The following is a 21,852-nucleotide window of genomic DNA, read 5'->3' on the forward strand; positions in this document are numbered from 1 at the left end:
TCAATATACAAACCGATGAACGCAACAGACACCCTGGACATACAGATAACGAAAGTTGAGCATTCAAGATTATCAGAAACCAGTTTTGAAAACCTTGTTTTTGGAAAAATCTTTACAGACCATATGTTTTGCGCTGACTACGAGGATGGTGAATGGAAAAACTTCCAGATCCTTCCCTATGGTGAATTGCCTTTAAGCCCGGCTATCTCTGCATTACATTATGGCCAGGCTTTTTTTGAAGGCTTAAAAGCATATAACTTTCCAAACGGCAAAGTCGGAATTTTCCGCCCCGACAAAAACGCAGAACGATCGAATAAATCAGCCGAGCGTTTAAGTATGCCTCACTTACCGGAAGATATTTTTGTACAGGCGATAGCTGCTTTGGTAGATATCGACCGCGCATGGATTCCAAGCAAGCCCAATCATGCTTTATATATCCGGCCGTTTATGTTTGCAACAGATCCTGCTTTGGGTGTTCAACCATCCAAAACATATAAATTCATGGTGCTTACCAGTCCGGTTGGGCCGTTCTTTGCAAAACCATTGAAGGTTAAAATTGAGACTGATTTTTCTCGTGCCTGCGAAGGAGGCTTCGGCTATGCAAAAGCAGCCGGCAATTACGCCGGTTCACTTTTACCTGCCAGAGAAGCGGCGAAACAAGGTTACGACCAATTAATCTGGACAGATTCGAAAGAACATGCGTATATCGAAGAATTAGGCGCCGCGAATATCATGTTCATCATTGAAGGTAAATTGGTCACTCCATCAACACGTGATACGATCTTAAAAGGGATTACCCGCGACAGTGTTATTCAGCTCGCTAAAAGCTGGAACATCCCCGTTGAAGAACGACGTATTTCCGTATCTGAAGTTGTTGAAGGAATAGAATCCGGAAGAGTTACCGAGGCTTTCGGCGTGGGAACCGCCGCCACCATTATTCCGATTGCTGAAATAGGCTATAACGAAAAGTTGTATAAATTGAATGAATCTTCGCCTCGCGAATTTTCTAACAGAATGAATAAAGCATTAAACGATATTCGAAGCGGCCTGACTGAGGATCAGTTTGGCTGGAATTATATCATTTAGTTTTTTTAATAATTTATAGGAGCATGCCTGTTTAAGCATGCTCTTTTTATTTGTTTGCCTTTTTCATCCTGCGTTCCTCCCTGCGCTGTTTTCTTTCTTCTTTACGCTTTTCCTTTCTACTTTCCTTAACCTGCACTTTATCGACATCGTCCAATGTAACGCCGACGCTTTCCTTTACTCCGTTAAAAACACTCTTCCACATCAGGTTAAAAAAGGAGCCGGAATTATCGCGTGTTGCAATGGTTTTGCCAATTCTAAGTTTGCCGTCTTTATCAGGATTATCGTTTTTTACCAACAGCGCGTTAGCCAGCGTTGAAAGAAATCCCTTTTTCTCAATCTTATTCGTTTCCTCATCTTTTTTAAGGATATTAACCTTCAGATTGTTGTAATACAATCTTAGCTCACCTGTAGATGTACGTAAATTTCCGGAAACGTTGAACAGCGCTTTTTGAATAACGCCGGATTGAATTTCTGCCAATGACATGTTCCTGGTAAGTGAATTTAGATCAGTCATGTCCATTTTTCCCAGTACTCCGTTGAAATTAAAGGCAGCGTCTTTTGCAATAAGATTTAAATTCAAGTTCACGTTTAGCAGTGCTTTGCCCATTAACATGGTTGAAATCTGCGCCCTTGCCCAGTGGTTCTTTTTTAAACTGGCAGGATCATTGGTCACGTTTAAGATCTGTGCCTTAAAGTTTTTGAATGAAACAGTTCCTACTCTGCCCGACTTCGGGTTATATTCGGAGTAACTGATTGCAGTATTTCTGATTAAAACTGTATCGACTTTGGTGTCAATCTTCAATCGCCGCAAAGCCATATGCGGGTAATTACGGCCTTTATCAAACGTAACCGGGGGTAACTCACGGCTCATAAACACTTTAATACTTGCCCCGTTAATGATCAACGCTCCTGCATGGATTTTTTCTTCAAAATTTATTTTGGCGACATCGACATGGTTAAAAATGACGTCTTTAAAGAACATATCATAGCGATCATGCTGAAATTTAAATTTCCTTGCAAATTGCAGTTCCTGGTACCTAGGCTTAACGCGCAAGTTTTTCAATCTCACATATTGATCTTTTATCGATGATGTAACTTCGCCAACCCTGATGGTATAAAGCCCATTTTTGGTATTAAACTGGTGGTTTTTTAGTGATAAAAAAATGTCTTTTGTGTAATAAATCCGGCTTTTATCTTTATCTGCGGCCGAATCAACCAAGATGTCTGTAATTTTTATTGAGAGGTTTTTCAATCCTCTTTGCCTGGCAGTTTTTTGCGTTCTGTCGATATAGTTAAAGTCGGCCTCATCAATAACAATGGACCCGATTTTAATCGATTTCAGCGTTTTAGAAATACGTTGATAGAGAGTTTGACTATCTTTAAGTGAATCGCCCTTTACTTTGACATCGCGATAGATCATTTTAACTACCGGCTTTTCAATCACGATAGATTTGATATCTAGCTCCTTGTTTTTATAGATATTCCATGGATGGATGTTATTAAGCAAAAGCCCGTAAAGATCGAGCTCGAAAATATGTTTAGGCGCTTCCATTTGGGCCCTTAATTTTTCATAAACCTGGTAATTGGGCTTCAAAGTAAGTTTGCTGAAACCAACATTTCCAGTGAAAATGTTAATTGATACATCCTGGTAAGCTACATCATACAAGCCTTTGCTTGCGATCTTGACCGTTGATTTGATCTTTTCAGTAATGATCGGCTTCCAATGAATGTTAATATAAAAATAAATTCCGCCTAAGATTGCGATTATAACTAACAGCATACCCGCCAGCCATTTCCAGATCCTGCTAACAGGTTTCTTGTTATTTGTCAACTGCATTTTAAAAAATATATTTATAAAGCTGACAAACTGTCATTTTGTTTAAATTTTAGTATTTTTGCCATCCAAATTTATCGAGATGTTTAATACCGGGATTAGTGAAAAAGAGCACGATGAAGCGCGTCAGGGAGAAGCGTTAATGCTTGAAATCGACGCTGAAAAGACTGTTAGCCGCAAATTGTACATAGAAAGTTATGGTTGCCAGATGAACTTTTCAGACAGTGAAATCGTGGCTTCTATCATGTTGGACAATGGCTTTGAAACCACGAAAGATTATAAGCAGGCCGATGTTGTTTTTATAAATACCTGCTCGATCCGCGAAAATGCGGAACAGCGTGTTCGCAACCGGTTAAAAGAATTTGGCGCCGCAAAAAAATCCAACCCAGGTATGACCATCGGAGTGCTCGGTTGTATGGCCGAACGCCTGAAATCGAAATTTTTGGAAGAAGAAAAGCTTGTTGATGTGGTTGTTGGACCGGATGCTTACCGCGATCTACCAAACCTTATCGACCAGGTTGATGATGGCGCGCGTGCCGTTAACGTTCTTCTTTCAAGAGAGGAAACATATGCTGACATCAGTCCCGTCCGCTTAAATTCTAACGGCATCACAGCATTTATATCGATCATGCGTGGCTGCGATAATATGTGCTCGTTCTGCGTAGTTCCTTTTACACGTGGCCGCGAGCGTAGCCGCGATGTGCATTCTATACTTGACGAAGCACGCCAGTTATTTGCAGAAGGCTACAAAGAGGTGACGTTACTGGGACAGAATGTTGATTCATACAAATGGACGGACGAAACAACCGGCGAACATGTAAACTTCGCCCGTTTACTGGAGTTGGTAGCACTTGTTGATCCTAAGCTCAGGGTACGGTTTTCAACCTCACATCCGAAAGATATTACTGACGAAGTTCTTTATGTGATTGCCAAATACGACAATATCTGTAACTATATTCACCTGCCGGTACAATCGGGAAGCAGCCGTGTACTGGATATAATGAACCGTACATACGACCGTGATTGGTATATGGATCGGGTTAATGCAATCAGGCGGATTATTCCGAACTGCGCAATTTCAACGGACGTTATTTCTGGTTTTTGTACCGAAACCGAAGAGGAACATCAGGAAACGTTAAGCATGATGGAGTTCGTAAAATACGATTACGCATATATGTTCGCTTACTCTGAACGACCGGGCACATTAGCTGCAAAACGGTACCCGGACGATATTCCGGAAGAGGTAAAAAAACGCCGTCACACCGAGGTAATGAATCTTCAGCGCGAACATTCACACTATCGCCTGCAACAGCAAGTTGGCAAAGAACATGTTGTTTTGATCGAAGGCTTATCAAAAAAATCAGATCAGGACTTCTGCGGAAGAAACGATCAGAATGCGATGGTTGTATTTCCGAAAGCAGGTGAATTTAAACCAGGCGATTATGTTACGGTACTTGCTGAGTATTGCACTACTGCAACGCTGATCGGCAGAATTATTTAAACCAATTTATCAGATGCGGCTTTGCCGGTCGTCATCTGGATTCTTAAAAATACTTGATTTTTAATGGATATTCAGGATATCAAAAACCGGTTCGGCATTATAGGAAACTCGCCCTTATTAAACAGGGCAATTGATATTGCGCGCCAGGTTGCACCAACGGATATTTCAGTATTAATAACCGGTGAAAGCGGCAGTGGTAAAGAAGTTTTTTCGCACATTATTCATTCATTAAGCTCACGAAAACATGGGCCTTTTATCGCGGTAAACTGCGGTGCAATTCCGGAAGGAACTATTGACTCCGAGCTTTTCGGTCATGAAAAAGGTTCATTTACCGGCGCTCATGAGGCACGTAAAGGCTATTTTGAAGTTGTTGACGGAGGCACTATCTTTCTCGACGAAGTTGCCGAGCTTCCTTTGGGTACACAAGCCCGGCTCCTGCGTGTTTTAGAAACCGGCGAATACTTACGTGTGGGGTCTTCAAAAGTGCAAAAAACTAATGTAAGGGTTATCGCCGCAACAAACGTTGATGTTTACGATGCTGTTAAGGACGGAAAATTCAGGGAAGATTTGTATTACCGGCTGAACACCGTTCCGTTACGCATTCCGGCTCTTCGCGACAGGAAGGAAGACATTTACCTGATCTTCAGGAAATTCATCGCTGACTTTACTGATAAATATCGCAGCCCAAACGTTCAGCTCGACGAATCTGCGCAGCAGGTTTTAATGAATTACAACTGGCCGGGAAATGTGAGGCAACTGAAAAACATCGCCGAACAAATCGCAGTGTTAGAGCGTGAAAGGAATATTACCGCGCAGATATTGGCAAATTATATTCCGACTGACGGACGCTCCAACCTGCCCATGCGTATTAGCCAGCCCGGTTCACATGCTGAAGATTTGTCTGAACGGGATATACTTTACAAAGTGCTGTTCGATATGAAACGCGACATGGTTGAGCTGAAAAAATTGGTCGCAGAAATTATTCAAAGTGGCGGAAATGCTGCCGAGATTTCTAATCCTCAATTGATCAACCAGCTTTATCGCGACATAGAACTTCCTTCGACAGAAACTCCTCAGCCAACGCTCACTATTCATCAGCCAAGTCAGCCAACGACAACAAATTTTGACATTACGCATCACGCCGAGGAATTTGAGGAATCCCTGTCATTAATAGATAAAGAATCTGACCTTATAAAAAAGGCGCTGAAAAAACATCGTGGCAAACGGAAACTGGCAGCGCAGGAACTCGGGATTTCAGAGCGTACTCTTTATCGTAAAATCAAAGAGCTGAATTTAAATTAACGTTTGATAATGACTGCCATTTCAAAGAAAATATACCTGGCACTTTTGCCATTACTTTTTATTGCACAAAGCTGCGGCGTATACAATTTTACCGGGGGATCCATTCCCGAAAACATGAAAACTGTTTCTATTCAGTTTTTTGAAAACAATGCGCCTTTGGTTGTTCCGAATCTAAGCCAATCGTTTACAGAAGCACTGAAAGAGCGTGTAAGGAATCAATCGAGACTAAGCCTGGTACGTGGTGATGCCGATGCCAACTTCGAAGGCCGTATCACTGATTATAATATCAAGCCTGTTTCCATCACCGGGAATTCTACTGCAGCACAAAACAGGCTGACCATCACGGTCAGCGTAAAATATACCAATACTTTAAAACAGGAGGATAGTTTTGAACAAACTTTTTCGCGTTTTAAAGATTTCTCGTTAAACGACGGTTCTGTACAAACCCAGGAACAACCGTTGATACGGGCGATAAATCAAATGCTTACCGAAGATATTTTCAATCGTGCTTTTGCCAATTGGTAATGATTTCGTAGTTTCAAAACCTGAAGAAAAAGATTTGGAGCAGCTAACCAGAAAAGACCAGTTTACTAAGATATTATCCGCTTTCGCAGATAATGTCAACAAGCCTGAAATCGATCCGACAGAATTGGAGGAACTGGTTAACCAATATCCATATTGCCAGCCCCTGAAAATGATCCGGGCGGCCGCCAGCAAATCAACAGGTAACGGCTATAACGAAATTTTACCTTTAGCAGCTATTTATAGTCCTGACCGTAAGCTGCTAAAACGGTTAATTGAACAACCGGAATTCTTTTTCAATCAGGCATCTACCGAAAGTGTTTCCGCCGAAATATTATCAGGCTCAAATCTTCCGGTTGACAATCATGATTTCGAAATAGTTGCTGACAACCATATTGAGCCACAAGAGCAAATTGGCGAGACGCTGGAAGATCTATATGAACAAACCTCTGAGATACCAGCCGCAGTTGAAGATGCTATAGACGAAGAGGTTGAATCAACCGAAATCCAGGACAGCTCTTTATTTGTGGCTGAGAATGAAAATGCTAAACCAAACACCGAGTCGGAGGAAGATATATTTTCGTCTGAAGTTATGGAAGCGGCAACGTTGGAAGTTAGTTTACCACCGGAAGAAGATCCCGACCTGGCTGCAACTGAGGTTGTGTCTGACACCACGGAATATTTACCAGAAACTGTAATTCCAGACCTGGAACTCGAGGTAGAGGAAAACAGCGATGCGGAACTGGAAGAGAAATATCTCTCGCATGTTGAAAATCAGGTTACCGAAAAAACTGAGGAAGCGGAAAAACAGGAAATTCCAAATGTCATAGAGGTAGAAAAGAGTCCGTTGGTATTCGACAATATTGCAGGAGCTGATTACTTTGTTTTTGACCGATCGGCCGTAGACCCGTTAAAAGAAACCAGAAACCTTCCTGCCGAACAGAAAGTTTCAGAGCCGGTAACCAAATATCATGACGAGAAGATGCCCTATACTTTTTTATGGTGGCTTCAAAAAACCCGTAATGAACATGCTGATACTTATCAGCCATATGCCAATCCAACGTTTTCACCGGCAAGTGTTACAGTAAAAAAAAACTCTGCTACTGAACTGAACCAGCAGATCATTGAAAACATATTCCACCTTCAGGAACCCCATCTCACGGAAGATTCGCCCGAAAACAACACACAAACCGTACAATTTGAAACGAAACATAAAGAGCAGGCGATTATAGAAAAATTTATAACGGAAGAACCCCAGATTAAACCACCCAAACCGGAAAAAATCGACACGGAGAACAAAGCAAGAAAGAGTTCTGAGGATTCAGGTGATATCATATCGGAAACGCTCGCGCAGATTTATACCGATCAGATGCTATATCACAAAGCCATTGATACTTACAAAAAATTAAGTTTGAAATTCCCGGAAAAAAAACCTTACTTTGCCGACCGAATTTCGGAAATTGAAAAGAAAATAAATTAAGAAAAATTAAGATATGTATATCGCACTTGTTATTCTGGCCATTATTGTGTGTTTTTTGCTGGGACTGTTTGTATTAATCCAGAATCCAAAAGGCGGTGGCCTGGCTTCCGGTTTTGCGGGATCAAACAATGTTATGGGCGTTCAGCGTACCGGTGATTTTCTTGAAAAAGGAACCTGGGTATTAACGATCGCATTAATGGTTATCTGCCTGCTAATTAACGTAAGCATCCCAAAAGGTGGTGACCGTAATAACGAAAATGACGAAATTCAAAAGCAGATTAATAAGCCAGCTGCTTCGGCTCCGATCATGTCGCTGCCAGCTTCGAAAGACACCACTAAAAAATAAATCAGTTTTAAGATTGTCAAAAGCTCCTTCCGGGAGCTTTTGTTATTTTAAGCCTAACCTGTCCACACTGACACGATGACACCGATATATTAAGTTAGTGTTAACTCCAAGACATATTAAGTGAAAATTTGACAATGAACCGGCCAGTTACAGCAGAATGAGCTGATTGGCATAATTACTGAGAATAACTAGCAAATTAAAAACTAATAAATCCATACTATGGCATTGAATATTAAACCTATTGCAGACAGAGTGGTAGTTGAAGCCGCTCCTGCTGAAGAGAAAACAGCTTCAGGCCTTTACATTCCTGATACTGCTAAAGAAAAACCTCAAAGTGGAACTGTAGTAGCCGTTGGCGAAGGTAAAAAAGACGAGCCTCTTACCGTTAAAGTTGGCGACCAGGTATTATACGGAAAATACTCAGGTACAGAAATTACCTATGAAGGTAAAGAGTATTTGATTATGCGTGAATCAGATATTTACGCTGTATTATAAACCAATTGATTGAAGCGGACGCTTCGATTCTCATCAATGATCTGATCATTAAAATTTAAAATTCTATTAAAACATGTCAAAACAAGTTAAATACAACGTAGAAGCACGCGACGCCTTAAAAAAAGGTGTTGACACACTTGCTAATGCCGTAAAAGTAACATTGGGTCCAAAAGGTCGTAATGTGATCATCGATAAAAAATTCGGTTCACCTTCTATCACTAAAGATGGTGTTACTGTTGCCAAGGAAATCGAGTTAAAAGATCCTTTGGAAAACATGGGCGCCCAGATGGTTAAGGAAGTTGCTTCTAAAACTGCTGATATTGCAGGTGACGGAACTACAACTGCTACTGTATTAGCTCAGGCTATTGTGACAGCCGGCATTAAAAACGTTGCCGCTGGTGCGAACCCAATGGATTTGAAACGTGGTATTGACAAAGCAGTTGCTGCTGTTGTTGAAAACCTGAAAAGCCAGTCACAAACAGTTGGCGAAGACAATAATAAGATTAAACAAGTTGCTTCTATCTCAGCAAATAATGACGAAGTAATCGGTTCATTAATTGCCGAAGCAATGGGCAAAGTTGGCAAAGACGGTGTAATCACTGTTGAAGAAGCTAAAGGAACTGAAACTGAAGTTAAAACTGTAGAAGGTATGCAGTTTGACCGTGGTTACTTGTCTCCATACTTTGTAACCAACTCTGATAAAATGGAAGCTGAATTGGAAAATGCTTACATCCTGATCTACGATAAAAAGATCAGCAGCATGAAAGAATTGCTTCCGGTTCTGGAGAAACAAGTTCAAACTGGCAAACCATTATTGATCATCTCTGAAGATCTTGATGGTGAAGCTTTAGCTACATTGGTAGTAAACAAAATCCGTGGTTCATTGAAAGTTGCTGCGGTTAAGGCTCCAGGCTTTGGTGATCGTCGTAAGGCAATGCTTGAAGATATCGCTATCCTTACTGGCGGTACTGTAATTTCTGAAGAAAGAGGCTACAAATTAGAGAACGCTGATCTTTCATACCTTGGTCAGGCTGAAAAAATCGTTGTTGATAAAGACAACACAACAGTAATCAACGGTTCAGGTGATAGCGAAGCAATTAAAGCTCGCGTTAACCAGATCAAAGCTCAGATTGAAACTACTACCTCTGACTACGATAAAGAAAAACTACAAGAGCGTTTGGCAAAATTAGCTGGCGGTGTTGCGGTTCTTTATGTTGGTGCTGCTACTGAAGTTGAAATGAAAGAGAAAAAGGATCGTGTTGACGATGCTTTACATGCTACACGCGCTGCGGTTGAAGAAGGTATCGTTGCTGGTGGTGGTGTTGCTTTCATCCGCGCTATTGAAGCTTTAGAAGGCCTTAAAGGCGCTAATGAAGACGAGACTACCGGTATCCAGATCGTTAAACGCGCAATCGAAGAGCCTCTTCGCCAGATTTGTGAGAACGCTGGTATCGAAGGATCCATCGTTGTTCAGAAAGTGAAAGAAGGAACTGGAGACTATGGTTATAATGCCCGTACTGATGTTTACGAAAACTTAATCGGTGCAGGTGTAATCGATCCGACAAAAGTTGGTCGTGTAGCTTTAGAAAACGCAGCTTCTATTTCTGCGATGTTATTAACTACAGAATGTGTATTAGCCGACGATCCTGATGATGCTCCTGCTGGTGCAGGTATGCCTCCAATGGGCGGCGGTATGGGTGGAATGATGTAATTTCAACCATTAATATTTTTAAACCCTGTTCAGTAAAATGGACAGGGTTTTTTGTTAGATCTTGTTTTAAGCAGCAATAACGGTGATTCATGTTGATGGCATAATTTTTACTATTAACAGGTCATTATGAAGAGGCATTATCAGTTAACACGAACGCACTTATTTGAATGGATGGTCTTGGAAGCACCTAAATTGCTTGCATCACTAATCGTTTGATATGAACCTGAACAAATTTTACGACAAGAGCTACGACTGGATTTTAGCTCATGGCCCGAACATCATTCTGGCCTTTTTCGTTTTAATCGTTGGCTTATGGGTTATCAGGCTAATAAAAAAATGGCTTGGCGGGCGAATGCATCACCATGAATTTGACCCATCTTTAAGGCCTTTTTTACAAAGCATTTTGATAATTGCGCTTCAAGTAATGCTTGTGCTGGCAGTAATGCAGATACTCGGTCTGCAACTAACCATTTTTACAACTATTATTGGCGCGTTTGGTGTTGCAGCAGGCCTTGCACTGTCAGGCACATTGCAAAACTTTGCCAGCGGAGTTCTTATACTGATTTTAAAACCGTTCAGAGTTGGCGATAATATCATCGCGCAGGGCCAGGAAGGAACCGTCACAACAATACAAATTTTTTATACAGTAGTAACTACTTACGATAATAAGACCGTTATCTTTCCTAACAGCAAATTATCTAACGAAGTGATTATTAATATCAGTCGCCAGGGGAAGCGAAGGTTAGATATCGAATTCAAGTTTAGTTTCGGAGAAAGCTCAGAAAACGTGAAAACGATCATTTTAAAATCGCTTTCTGATATGAAATTATGTATGAAGAAGCCTGAGCCACGCGTCGGTGTCTTAACTCTTGAGCCAGACGGGTTCCGGTTGGGTGTAAACGTTTGGGTAAATGCTCATGGCTTCCAGGACAGCAAATTAGCTATCCAGGAAAAGCTCATGAATGACTTAAAGAGCGCAGGAATTAAGCTCCCTGGTACCTGATCAGGTAAGACTTAACAGTTTCGTTTTTAAATAACCTGCACTTTTTGTAATACTCTCGTAAGCATCGATATTTTTGAAATTTTCCTGCTCAACGAAAGCTTGTTCCAGCCCGGCCAGTTTCGCGTTTTTGAAAATCGACACAAAATCGATTGAGCCGTTTCCAATTTCTGTATTTAACTCCTTATTGGCCCTGTCCATATCTTTCACATGCCACATTGCAAACCTGCCGGGATGTTTCTTGAAAAGTGCTACAGGATCATTACCACCCCGTACAACCCAGTAAATATCCATCTCAAACTTAACAAGGTCCTTGTTGGTTTCACTTAGTAAAATTTCATAACCGCTTGTATCACCAAACTTCGCAAACTCGTGGTTATGATTATGATAAGAGAGTTTTAAACCAGATTTACCGCAGATTGCAGCGGCCTCGTTCATTTTGGCGGCAAGTGCCTTGAAATCACTTTCCGTCTTAACTCCCGAATATGGAATGGTGATATATTTCTGTCCAACAGCTTTTGCAGCATCAATGCACCATTTGAGATTATCTGCGTTGTTCTTTAACAAATAATCATCCAGACCATAATGGCCGCTAAAAGATGAAAGTCCATTATCCTTCAAAACCTTGGCGAATGCTGCCGGCTCCAAGCCCCAAAATTTATCTTTCGGACTGTAACCATAAGTTTCTACCTGCTGGTAGCCGGCTTTTGACACTTTACTTAAAACCCCTTTCACATCTTTTCCGATGTATTCACGCAATGAATAAAGCTGTAACCCAGCCTTACCTAAAGGTTTTGCCCAACCCAATTTAGGGCCGATAACAACAGCCGCCGACAAAAGTCCGGCCTGCTGTAAAAATTTTCTTCTTGTAGTCATACCAAAATTTATAATTCCCTAATCCATATATTGCGATAGCTTACCGGATTGCCATGATCCTGCAGGCGAATTGGCGCAGCACCATGAGCCTCAACTTTCGGCTGTCCGATGTATTCTGTTGTTCCCCTGATCTCTGTTCCGTTTTGAACCAAAACGCCATTTTGCAGAACAGTTACACGGGCCTTCACAATCAAATCACCATTTTTTCCAAAAACAGGCGCGGTGTAAATCACGTCGTAGATTTGCCACTCACCCGGAGGAAGACAAGCATTTACTAATGGCCTGGATTGTTTATATATGCTTCCTGCTTGTCCGTTAGTATATGTTTTGTTGTTGTAATTGTCGAGCACCTGCAACTCATACCGATCCTGTAGGAATATACCGCTGTTACCACGTTGCTGGCTTTCTCCTTTTACTTCTGCTGGAGTGCGCCACTCAATATGCAATTGAAAATTGGTAAACTTTTGTTTGGTCTGGATGTCGCCTTTTGATACGGTTACAGCCTTATCTGCCATGGCCCATGCAGCTGGCTTTCCGTCTTTAGTTTCCCAGTTTTTTAAATCGGTACCGTCGAATAACACAACTGCATCAGACGGCGCGGCTGTCCCTTTTCCCGGTGTAACCACGTTCGGAACAGGTGTCAAATATTCAGTATCTTCCGGTTTATGATTTTCCTGTGCGCTTGCTCCCATTGCCATTAAACAAATAATCACACTTAAATATTTTCTCATAGCTGTCCTGTTAAGACTTTGGTAGTTTCCAACTGTTATGATATTGAGCCTTCAAATAATCGTTGGCTTTTGAATTATTAAATTTTTGTTTACCCGCATCCCAGTAAATACGTTCACCCGTTTTATAGGCGATATTGCCAAGGTGCGAAATCAATGCAGCATTGTATCCAATTTCAATCGGGCAGTTAAGTTTCGATAAATCCCGCGATTTCATCACATCGATAAAATTCGTTGTGTTTAAATCCAGGCCGTTGTCACTTGGCTTTATCAGACTTACCGCTTCCATCTTTTTAGCTTCAGGAATTACTTCCCAGCCGCCCCTATTGAGAATGAGCGTTCCATTATCGCCGATGTATGCAATACCGTGATCTCTGCCGTAGTTGCCACCGCCGATTCCCATTGCATGCTCCCATAAAATGGAAAAGCCACCGAAATCATATATCGTCTGCAAAGTATCCGGCGTTTCCTGTGCGTCATTCGGGTAAGCATATTTTCCGCCTAATGCAACTATTGACTTCGGATCTTTAACATTCATCCCATAGATGGCGTAATCAAGTAAATGCACACCCCAATCGGTCATGAGGCCGCCGGCATAATCCCAAAACCATCGGAAATTAAAGTGGAAGCGATTAATATTAAACGGCCGTTTTTGTGCCGGACCAAGCCACATGTTATAGTCAACGCCTGCCGGAACAGGTTCATCAGGTGCAACAGGAATAGATTTTTTCCAGCCGATGTATGACCATGCTTTCACCAGGCGGATGTTACCTAACTTTCCGGAATGAACAAAGGCTACTGCATCATTAAAATGCTTCATGCTGCGCTGCCATTGCCCGACCTGCACAACTTGTTTGTGCCGTTTTACCGCGTTTAGCATAATATTCGCTTCCTCTACGGAATTTGCAATCGGCTTTTCACAATACACGTCTTTGCCTGCTTCCAGGGCATCTATTAGTATGAGGCAATGCCAGTGATCAGGCGTACCGATAATAACGGCGTCAATGTCCTTATTTTCCAGAAGCTTTCGGTAATCTGTGTACCAAACGGGCTTTTTTATCCCGGCCTTTTCCAGGTCGGCGGTTTTTGTCGCTAAAACACGCTCATCAACGTCACATAAAGCAACAACAGATACTTCGCTATTTTTCAGGATCGAGGTTAGATCTGAAAACCCCATTCCGTTACAACCTATTAAGCCAACGTTAATCCGGTCATTCGGAGAAACCGTCTTCCGGAGGCTCGCCAAAGCTTCCAGCGGAAAAACGGAAGATAGTCCTAAGCCCGCAAGATAAATTGAACCGTTTGCTAAAAACTTTCTTCTATTAAGACTCATCAGCGAACTTTAAATGTCACAAATCTGGACGGCCTTTTTTAGCGAAGCCAGTTTGTCCTTCTGTACAGGTATAAATTCCTGAGCTACATATCCCTTAAATCCGGTTTTAAGAATAGCCTTCATAATAGCGGGATAGAATAATTCCTGCGTATCATCGATTTCATGCCTGCCGGGAACACCTGCAGTATGATAATGAGCGATGTATTGATGATAATCGTTGATATTCCGAATTACATCTCCCTCATCAATTTGCATGTGGTAGATATCGTAAAGAAGTTTGAAGTTTTCAGAACCCAGGCGTTTTGCAAGTTCCGCGCCCCACCAGGTACGATCGCACTGGTAATCTTTATGGTCGATTTTACTGTTAAGCAATTCCATCACCAGCACGACCTTATGTTTTTCGGCAAGCGGGAGAAGCTTTTTCAAGCCTGTAACGCAGTTCTTCCAACCTGTTTCGTCATCAAGCCCTTTTCGGCTTCCACTAAAACAGATCAGGTTTGTGTAACCATTTTTTGCGACCAGTGGAATCATTTCCGAATAATTCTTGATAAGCTGATCATGATATTCAGGATGGCTGAAGCCGTCAGTCAGGTTTATCTCAGCACCATTACACATCGGAGAATCAAGCCCGTATTTCTGCAGTGTAGGCCAGTCCTTTGGACCGACAAGGTCAATTCCTTTTATTCCGATCGATTTTGCGTATTTGCACAGCTCGTCAACAGACAAATCATTGAAGCACCAGCGGCAAACCGACTGCCTGATATTTCCCTGCAATTTATATCCTAACTCCTTTTCAGAACCTGTGAATGATGATAACATAGTGCTTGTAGTAATGGCCGCCGCACCAGTAAGCATACTTTTCACTGCATCTCTGCGATTTTGCTTTTGCATACTAATGTTGTTTATTAGGCTACGACTGTTTCGGTATCCTTAACTTTCTCCTGTTTGAATAACACGCTAAATAACAAGAATACCGCTGCAGCAATGATCGACGGAATCAGCCAAACCATCTTCCAGTCGATAGTAGTTTCTGATGTTTTATAAGTATCGGTTATCCAACCAGCAACTTCAAACCCGATGAGCATCCCTACACCATAAGTTGCCAGCGTGATCAGCCCCTGAGCTGAACTTTTGTAACGTTCACCTGCTTTAGCGTTGGTATAGATCTGTCCGGACACAAAGAAGAAGTCATAGCAAACGCCATGAAGCGCGATTCCGATCAGTAACATAAAACTTAATTCTCCCGAATTGCCAAATGCGAACAAAACGTAACGAACAGCCCATGCAAGCATACCTACCAGGATCGTTGTTTTAAATCCGTAGCGTTTGAAAAATACCGGAATCAGTAATATGAACAAAGCTTCCGAAATCTGTCCGATCGCCATTTTGCCGGTTGGATTCTCTACCCCGATACTCGACAAAAACGGATGTGCATTCTGATAGTAAAATGCCAACGGAATACAAATAAGGACAGACGAAATGAAAAATATAGCGAAGTTTTTATCCTTCAAAAGGTTCAAAGCGTCTAATCCCAGCATCTCTTTAACATTTACCTTTTCTGAAGAAGATACTTTCGGCGGAGTTTTAGGCAAAGCAAAGCTTAGTAAGCCCAATGCCAATGAAGCAATTGCGGCTAACATAAATGTATTCTTTAACATTCCTTTTGCCAATGCTTCAGGAGAATCCCAATGAAAAAGATAGCTGATGGCCAATCCGGCAACAATCCAACCAATGGTACCCCAAACACGGATATTTGAAAATTCCTTTTCCGGATCTTTCATCTGGTTAAAAGAAACCGAATTAACCAGAGCCAGAGTCGGCATGAATAAGATCATGTAACTTAACACGTAAGGATAGAAAACGGAAACATCCGTAGCATTATACATCTGGTACATTAAAACAGCGCCAATTAAATGCAGCACAGCCAGAATTTTCTCAGCGTTGAAAAACCTGTCGGCAATAAGCCCGATAATGAACGGAGCAATAATAGCGCCCCATGACTGCGTTGAAAATACTGAGGCACTTTGTGAACCAGATGCAGATAAATTTTTGTCGAGGAAAGTACCTAAGGTTACAAACCAGGCGCCCCAGATGAAAAACTCCAGGAACATCATGGTAGAAAGCTTGAAGCGGTTAGTTGTTGTCATTGATTAGTTTAAGGTTATTGGTTGGTTTATAATTCTTTGATCATAATATTGCGGAACCATACAGTATCACCATGATCCTGCAAAGCAAATTTTCCGGACTTGAAGGTACCGAAGCCTGGCATGTCTTTGAATTTACTTCCGGCAACCAACTTTTCCCAGCTAGCATCCCACATGGTTGTCGAAACTACCTTGGTACCATTTAGAAAGAATTCCAGTTTCCCATTATTTGAAATTATTTCAGCTTTATTCCACTCGCCTACCGGCTTCACAGTTTTTTTGCTGCAGGGAACCAAATCGTATAAATCCGCAGCCTGGTGCTTGAAAATTTTACCGTCAGGATGGCCTTCATTGTCAACTACCTGCATTTCGGGGCCGCTACTATATGTGCTGTGAAACTTCGCCGGATCTTCATGAACGTAGAATATCAGACCACTGTTACCTTTTTCTGAAATTTTCCACTCATACTTAAAATCAAAATTGGAATATTCCTTGTTTGTAACGAGATCGCCGCGACCTTCCTTTGAGCTGCCATCAAGATAAATAATACCGTCCTGGACTTTCCACGCGCTTCCGGCATTTTCTTTTCCATAGGTGTGCCAGCCTGCAGTCGACTTGCCATCAAATAACTTTACCCATTCTGCCTTTTGCTTAGCCGGATGATTTGCAGGCTTATTTACGGAAAAACTACTACTTACTAATCCAACCACCGCTGCTATTGAGACGGCAGAAAAAATATTCTGAATCATACCTAACTATTTAATTGATAACACATAACGAACCATTTCCTTCGCATCAGCCTCGCTTACCTGTGGGTGTGCTGTCATTGGAACCTCGCCCCAAACGCCTTTTCCACCCTCAATAATCTTCTTGGCGAGCAAGCCAATATTGTCCTCGTTGTTTGTATATTTTTTTGCAACGTCTGCATACGCTGGTCCGACCAGTTTGTCGTGTTCGCGGTGGCAGGTCAAACAATCCGATTTTTCGATCAGTGCTTTGCCGGCTTCACTGCCTGAAGAGGTTACACCAGCATCTTCATGCCTGTCGGTTCCGATATTATTTGCTGTCGTATCAGCGTCTGATTGTTGCGATTTGGCACTTTGGTCTTGTGAGTAGCTGCTGTCAGTTCCTGAACTTTGTTCTGACGAATTGTTGTTACAAGCCCAAACAACCATACAAAAGCCTGCAATGACGAATAGTTTTTTCATATTTTAATTTATTTTAATCCTAGTATTTGAGCGTTTAAATCCTTATCAGAACCGGCAGATGCAAAATCATCAAAGGCTTTTTCTGTTACCCTGATAATGTGATCCTTAATAAACCGGGCGCCTTCCCGAGCGCCGTCTTCCGGATGTTTTATTGCACACTCCCATTCTAAAACGGCCCACCCTTTATAATCATATTCGGCCATCTTGCTGAATATTGCGTTAAAATCTACTTGTCCGTCGCCTAAGGAACGGAACCGTCCGGCTCTTTTCAGCCAATCCTGGTAGCCTCCATAAACACCTTGTTTACCGGTGGGATTAAATTCGGCATCTTTAACATGGAACATTTTAATTCGCTCATGATAAAAGTCGATGTATTCGAGGTAATCCAGGCATTGCAAAATAAAATGCGACGGGTCATATAACAGACAGGCACGTGAATGATTGTTCACCTTCTCCAGAAACATCTCGTAGGTGATGCCGTCATGGAGATCCTCACCAGCATGAATTTCATAACACAGATCGACGCCCACTTCATCAAATTCATTCAATATAGGCGTCCACCTGTTAGCTAATTCGGTAAAGCAATCGTCTACAAGACCTGCCGGACGCTGTGGCCACGGGTAAACAGTATGCCACATCAGCGCTCCGCTAAAAGTAACATGCGCGTCTAATCCCAGGTTTCGGGATGCTTTCGCTGCATATTTTAGCTGCTGAACAGCCCATTCCTGTCTCGCCTTGGGATTATTTTTTACCGCGTCAGGTGCGAAAGCGTCAAATAACTTATCATAAGCTGGATTTACAGCGACCAGCTGACCCTGAAGGTGAGTAGATAGTTCGGTAATTTCCAGACCGTAGCTATTGATCAGACCCTTGTAGTCATCTGCATAAGTTTTGCTTTCTGCAGCTTTCTGGATATCGAAATAAGAAGTATCGTTTGTCGGGATCTGGATGCCTGCAAATCCAAGGTCTTTTGCCCATTTGCAAATCGACTCGATAGTATTAAATGGTGCCTGGTCACTTACAAATTGTGCTAAAAAAATTCCCGGGCCTTTTAGTGTTGTCATACGGTAGTATTAAAAGTCTGTCCATTTATTATCCGATTCGCCGGATTCTATTACTTTTTCAATAAAGGTCATTCCTCTGATTCCCTCTTCAATGCCTGGATAATCCAGCCATTGTGCTTCGGGCTGCTTATTTTCTTTTCTCGCATTAAGCGTTAACGCGAAATTGCGATACAGGTTAGCAAATGCTTCCAGGTAACCTTCAGGGTGTCCGGATGGTGTGCGTGAATTATGAGCAGCGAACGCGCTCACATACCCGGTACCGGTCCGCCATATTTCCGCAGGTTTATCCAGCCATTTCAGCTGCAAAGTATTTGCATCAACCTGTTGCCACTCGATTCCGCCTTTTTCACCAAAAACCCGTACTTTAACGTTATTCTCTTCCCCGGCGGCAATCTGCGTTGCAAAAAGAACGCCACTCGCGCCATTGTTGAATTTCAGCAGCGCAGCTCCGTCATCATCCAGCTTCCGGCCTTTTACAACAATATTGATATCAGCGCATAACTTTGTAACCTGCAATCCGCTGACATACTCGGCCAGGTTGAATGCGTGTGTTCCGATATCTCCCATAGCGCCTGCTTTGCCGCTTTTCGACGGATCGGTGCGCCAGGCAGCTTGTTTATTGTCCTTATCTTCTTCAAACGTACTTAACCAGCCCTGCGGGTATTCAACATACACTTTACGGATAGCACCTAATTTTCCCGAAGCGACGATTTGACGCGCTTCTTTAACCATCGGGTACCCGGTATAAGTATGGGTCAGGCATAACAGGCGACCGGTTTCTTCAGCAACCTTCTTCAAATCCAAAGCTTGCTGAAGTGTAAGGGTCATCGGCTTATCCAGGATAACATCAAAGCCTTTACGCATCGCTTGTGCAGCAGGGTCGAAATGAACATGGTTTGGTGTAACGATACTGACAACCTCCATTCTTTCTGATTCAGGAAGTTTGCTTTCAGTATCAAACATTTGTTCATAAGACTCATAAACACGGGATGGATTCAAACCTAATGAAGAACCGCTTTCGCGGGATTTCGCCGGATCACTGCTAAATGCACCGCAAACCAGCTCGTACTCATCGTCAATTCTGGCGGCAATACGATGAACGGCACCTATAAATGCACCTTTCCCACCGCCGATCATTCCTAATTTTAGCTTTTTCTTCATAGCAATTCTTAGGTAGCCCAGGCCTTATCTCCTTTTTTGTAAGGCATACAACCATCGTATCTTCCAGGAACTGCCGAATAGCGAAGCGCCTGTGTACAGCCAATTTCCGACGTGAAGTAACCCAGCAAGGTTAATTCCTTCATCATACGGAAATAGTGATTTGCTTCTTCGGGTTTCTTTTTCGACTGATAATCTTTTTGCTCTTTATCCAACTGGACTAACAGCTCAGTTTTTTGCTTCGGATCCAATTCCACGAATTTCTTCGAGAACTTTTTATCCGATGCATTGTCAAGCTCCTTAATGCCTTTTTCGAATACTTTTTGATCCTCCGGCGTATAGCAATCCTGAACCATAAGCGCCATAAACGCGCCTACTTTCGCTGCCTTTGCACCCGGAGTGCTTGTTGTTGGTAAAATTGTGTCAGCAACTTCATCCAGGAACGCTACCTGGTCTACATCGAATTCGTTGTTGAACTTTTTAGCTTTAGGCTTGCAACTCATATCAACAAACAAGTTGGCACCTAATACGGTTCCGCCAAGTAACCAGGCTACTTTTGTTACGGCTTCTCTTCTGTCCATAATTATTTCATTAGTTGAAATTAAACACCGAGGCTCCAGCCTTTGCGGTATTCGCGTTTAACATATTGGTTAGCTTCGTCAAAATTGGTAACGCGCATATTAGCGTTATCCCATAATAATTTAATGTATCGGCCAGGATAGTCAAAGCCGCCTTGCGGACGTGGCTTTTTAACATCGAAACCGCGTATTGCCAGGTTAGCCATCAACAACGCTTCCGTTAGCGGGCCGGCGATTTCAAACGGAGAGCTTAGTTCATTCTTGCCATAGCCGGCAATACAAGCCTCTACCCATTGTCCGTAATGACCTTCGGCCTGTCCGGGAACACGTTTATATTTTTCTGCGACCTGGATGTTTTCATTTCGGCTGAGTGGCAGCAATCTTGGGTTGTCACTATAAGTACTACACATCAGTTTGCCTTTTGTGCCAATAAATAAAGTACCGTTTCCTCCATCTCCAAAAACGTCGTTTGCACCTAACTCTTCTGGTCTTTCAGGTTGGATACCTCCATCCATCCAGTGGAGAGTAACAGGTCCTTTTGTTTTATCTGTCTTAGGGAAAGTCAGGGTAACGTGACTTGACGGCGGGCAGCTTTCAGGGAAATATCCGCGCTTAAACTCATCCACATAAACGGAACCAACACTGGCTTGCACGTCTGTAGCGTACTTTAAGTTCAAAACACTAAACGGGGCTTCAATCAGGTGACAGCCCATATCGCCGAGTGCTCCGGTTCCATAATCCCACCAGCCACGCCAGTTAAACGGAACCAGTTTGTCGACGTACTCCTTATAAGGCGCTGTACCGAGCCATAAATCCCAATCGAGTTCGGCAGGAACACTGCCTTTTGTTCCAGGCCATGGAATACCCTGCGGCCAAACGGGACGGTCGGTCCAGGCATATACCGTATGAACATCGCCGATGAGGCCGGCGTCATACCATTCTTTCATTTTACGCGGACCGTCGTTCGATGCCCCCTGGTTACCCATCTGGGTGACAACCTTGTACTTTTTTGCAGCTTCGGTTAAGGCTCTCGCTTCGTAAATATCATGTGTTAACGGCTTTTGAACGTATACATGCTTTTTCTGTTGCATGGCAGCCAGCGTGATAATGGCATGGTTATGATCAGGCGTTGAAACAGAGACAGCATCAAAGTGCTTGTGTTCCTTATCAAACATTTTGCGCCAGTCCTTATAATATTTAGCCTGTGGAAATGCTTTAACGGAAGCTGCCGCACGGCGATCGTCGACATCGCAAAGGAATGCAATTTCAGCTTTACCGCTCTTGTAAAAATTTGCGATATCGCTCTGCCCTTTTCCGCCTACGCCTACTCCGGCGATAATCAGTTTATCGCTCGGGGCTGTGTAACCCTTGCCGCCTAAAACATAGCGCGGGACTATCATAAAACCAGCAGCCGCTATGGCTGCAGATTTTACAAACTCTCTTCTGGATGTACCGTCTCCATGAGAGATCTTTTTGTCTTCCATAG

The 21,852-nt window shown here is 42.6% G+C and carries 21 protein-coding genes; 9 read left to right on the forward strand and 12 right to left on the reverse strand.

Features of this window, described 5'->3' with window-relative positions; all coding sequences use genetic code 11:
• The first annotated feature begins 15 nt into the window (after positions 1-15).
• On the forward strand, positions 16-1,086 hold the full coding sequence (locus GS399_RS00460) for a branched-chain amino acid aminotransferase (protein ID WP_160842540.1): 1,071 nt from the start codon (positions 16-18) through the stop codon (positions 1,084-1,086).
• Between the two features lie 46 nt (positions 1,087-1,132).
• Here GS399_RS00460 and GS399_RS00465 read toward each other — a convergent pair whose 3' ends face one another.
• Positions 1,133-2,923, reverse strand: coding sequence for an AsmA family protein (locus GS399_RS00465; protein ID WP_160842541.1), 1,791 nt, complete (start codon positions 2,921-2,923; stop codon positions 1,133-1,135).
• A 79-nt stretch (positions 2,924-3,002) separates the two neighbouring features.
• Between GS399_RS00465 and miaB the strand changes: the two genes are divergently transcribed.
• The 8 genes from miaB to GS399_RS00505 all read left to right on the forward strand — a co-directional run bounded on the left by miaB (position 3,003) and on the right by GS399_RS00505 (position 11,280).
• On the forward strand, positions 3,003-4,421 hold the full coding sequence (miaB, locus tag GS399_RS00470) for a tRNA (N6-isopentenyl adenosine(37)-C2)-methylthiotransferase MiaB (RefSeq protein ID WP_160843228.1): 1,419 nt from the start codon (positions 3,003-3,005) through the stop codon (positions 4,419-4,421).
• 63 nt (positions 4,422-4,484) lie between these two features.
• A complete protein-coding gene (locus tag GS399_RS00475; protein WP_160842542.1) occupies positions 4,485-5,723 on the forward strand; it encodes a sigma-54 interaction domain-containing protein in 1,239 nt (412 codons plus the stop codon).
• 9 nt (positions 5,724-5,732) lie between these two features.
• The gene (locus GS399_RS00480) at positions 5,733-6,248 is read left to right on the forward strand and encodes an LptE family protein (RefSeq protein ID WP_160842543.1); all 516 of its coding nucleotides are present in this window, start codon (positions 5,733-5,735) and stop codon (positions 6,246-6,248) included.
• Positions 6,229-7,725 carry a DUF8458 domain-containing protein gene (locus GS399_RS00485; RefSeq protein WP_160842544.1) on the forward strand — a complete coding sequence of 499 codons (1,497 nt, stop codon included), beginning with the start codon at positions 6,229-6,231 and terminating at the stop codon, positions 7,723-7,725. The genes GS399_RS00480 and GS399_RS00485 overlap by 20 nt, the downstream gene beginning before the upstream one ends.
• A 13-nt stretch (positions 7,726-7,738) precedes the next feature.
• Positions 7,739-8,071 (forward strand): preprotein translocase subunit SecG, encoded by a 333-nt coding sequence (gene secG / locus GS399_RS00490; RefSeq protein ID WP_160842545.1) that lies wholly within the window; start codon positions 7,739-7,741, stop codon positions 8,069-8,071.
• Between the two features lie 219 nt (positions 8,072-8,290).
• Complete coding sequence (locus tag GS399_RS00495; RefSeq protein WP_160842546.1) at positions 8,291-8,566, forward strand: co-chaperone GroES; 276 nt, start codon at positions 8,291-8,293, stop codon at positions 8,564-8,566.
• Between the two features lie 73 nt (positions 8,567-8,639).
• Positions 8,640-10,277 (forward strand): chaperonin GroEL, encoded by a 1,638-nt coding sequence (gene groL / locus GS399_RS00500; RefSeq protein ID WP_160842547.1) that lies wholly within the window; start codon positions 8,640-8,642, stop codon positions 10,275-10,277.
• Positions 10,278-10,494: 217 nt separating this feature from the next.
• Entirely contained in the window at positions 10,495-11,280 is a 786-nt protein-coding gene (locus GS399_RS00505) for a mechanosensitive ion channel family protein (RefSeq protein ID WP_160842548.1), read from the forward strand.
• On the opposite strand, the gene GS399_RS00510 is transcribed toward GS399_RS00505, so the two are convergent.
• The 11 genes from GS399_RS00510 to GS399_RS00560 are packed head-to-tail and all read right to left on the reverse strand — an operon-like array spanning position 11,281 to position 21,850.
• On the reverse strand, positions 11,281-12,153 hold the full coding sequence (locus tag GS399_RS00510; protein WP_160842549.1) for a sugar phosphate isomerase/epimerase family protein: 873 nt from the start codon (positions 12,151-12,153) through the stop codon (positions 11,281-11,283).
• 8 nt (positions 12,154-12,161) lie between these two features.
• Entirely contained in the window at positions 12,162-12,884 is a 723-nt protein-coding gene (locus GS399_RS00515; RefSeq protein ID WP_160842550.1) for a 3-keto-disaccharide hydrolase, read from the reverse strand.
• A 10-nt stretch (positions 12,885-12,894) separates the two neighbouring features.
• The gene (locus tag GS399_RS00520; protein ID WP_160842551.1) at positions 12,895-14,214 is read right to left on the reverse strand and encodes a Gfo/Idh/MocA family protein; all 1,320 of its coding nucleotides are present in this window, start codon (positions 14,212-14,214) and stop codon (positions 12,895-12,897) included.
• 9 nt (positions 14,215-14,223) lie between these two features.
• Positions 14,224-15,105 (reverse strand): hydroxypyruvate isomerase family protein, encoded by an 882-nt coding sequence (locus GS399_RS00525; protein WP_160842552.1) that lies wholly within the window; start codon positions 15,103-15,105, stop codon positions 14,224-14,226.
• A gap of 14 nt (positions 15,106-15,119) precedes the next feature.
• Positions 15,120-16,361, reverse strand: coding sequence for a nucleoside permease (locus GS399_RS00530; protein WP_160842553.1), 1,242 nt, complete (start codon positions 16,359-16,361; stop codon positions 15,120-15,122).
• 26 nt (positions 16,362-16,387) lie between these two features.
• Positions 16,388-17,107, reverse strand: a complete 720-nt coding sequence (locus GS399_RS00535) for a 3-keto-disaccharide hydrolase (protein ID WP_160842554.1) — start codon at positions 17,105-17,107, stop codon at positions 16,388-16,390.
• A 6-nt stretch (positions 17,108-17,113) separates the two neighbouring features.
• A complete protein-coding gene (locus GS399_RS00540) occupies positions 17,114-17,566 on the reverse strand; it encodes a c-type cytochrome (protein WP_160842555.1) in 453 nt (150 codons plus the stop codon).
• Positions 17,567-17,574: 8 nt separating this feature from the next.
• Positions 17,575-18,630 (reverse strand): sugar phosphate isomerase/epimerase family protein, encoded by a 1,056-nt coding sequence (locus GS399_RS00545; RefSeq protein WP_160842556.1) that lies wholly within the window; start codon positions 18,628-18,630, stop codon positions 17,575-17,577.
• Positions 18,631-18,639: 9 nt separating this feature from the next.
• Positions 18,640-19,791 (reverse strand): Gfo/Idh/MocA family protein, encoded by a 1,152-nt coding sequence (locus GS399_RS00550; RefSeq protein WP_160842557.1) that lies wholly within the window; start codon positions 19,789-19,791, stop codon positions 18,640-18,642.
• A gap of 8 nt (positions 19,792-19,799) precedes the next feature.
• Positions 19,800-20,369, reverse strand: coding sequence for a gluconate 2-dehydrogenase subunit 3 family protein (locus GS399_RS00555; protein ID WP_160842558.1), 570 nt, complete (start codon positions 20,367-20,369; stop codon positions 19,800-19,802).
• A 20-nt stretch (positions 20,370-20,389) separates the two neighbouring features.
• On the reverse strand, positions 20,390-21,850 hold the full coding sequence (locus tag GS399_RS00560) for a Gfo/Idh/MocA family protein (RefSeq protein WP_160842559.1): 1,461 nt from the start codon (positions 21,848-21,850) through the stop codon (positions 20,390-20,392).
• Positions 21,851-21,852: the final 2 nt, after the last annotated feature.

The sequence above is a fragment of the Hufsiella arboris genome (assembly GCF_009834875.1).
Lineage (GTDB): Bacteria > Bacteroidota > Bacteroidia > Sphingobacteriales > Sphingobacteriaceae > Hufsiella_A > Hufsiella_A arboris.